The sequence below is a fragment of the Hydrotalea sp. genome (assembly GCF_049968455.1).
Lineage (GTDB): Bacteria > Bacteroidota > Bacteroidia > Chitinophagales > Chitinophagaceae > Hydrotalea.
Genome location: NZ_JBMFQT010000073.1, coordinates 1 through 534 on the forward strand (window position 1 = coordinate 1; position 534 = coordinate 534).

Genomic DNA, 534 nt, shown 5'->3' on the forward strand with positions numbered 1-534 from the left:
GGTTCCCATAGCCGGTAGTGCTTACACTTATGCTTACGTTAGTTTTGGTGAATTAATAGCATGGATAATTGGGTGGGCATTAATTTTAGAATATGCTATTGGAAATATTGTTGTAGCCATTAGCTGGAGTGGTTACTTTAATAATCTTTTAATGGGTTTAGGTATTCATTTACCCGGATGGTTATTAACTGACCCATTTTCTGCTGCCAAAGATTATCATGAAGCTATTTCTTTAACAACCAACAACCAAATTTTACCGCAGCATTTATTAGCTGCCGTTGATACGTGGAATAATGCTCCCGTTGTTTTTGGTAAACACATTTTATTGAATCTGCCTGCTTTTATTATTGTTGTATTAATTACCATTTTGGCTTATGTGGGTATAAAAGAGAGTAAGAAATCAACCAATTTTATGGTGATTTTCAAAATCATAGTAATTATTTTTGTTATAGTTTTGGGCTTTTTTTACGTAAAACCCGCAAATTGGTCACCATTTCTGCCTAATGGCTTTGGAGGTGTTTTAGCAGGTGTCTC

At 34.6% G+C, this 534-nt stretch carries 1 protein-coding gene; it reads left to right on the forward strand.

Annotated elements, in window-relative coordinates:
• Positions 1–534: amino acid permease (locus tag ACP5P5_RS13760; protein WP_428286688.1), on the forward strand; the 534-nt coding region annotated here is incomplete at both ends.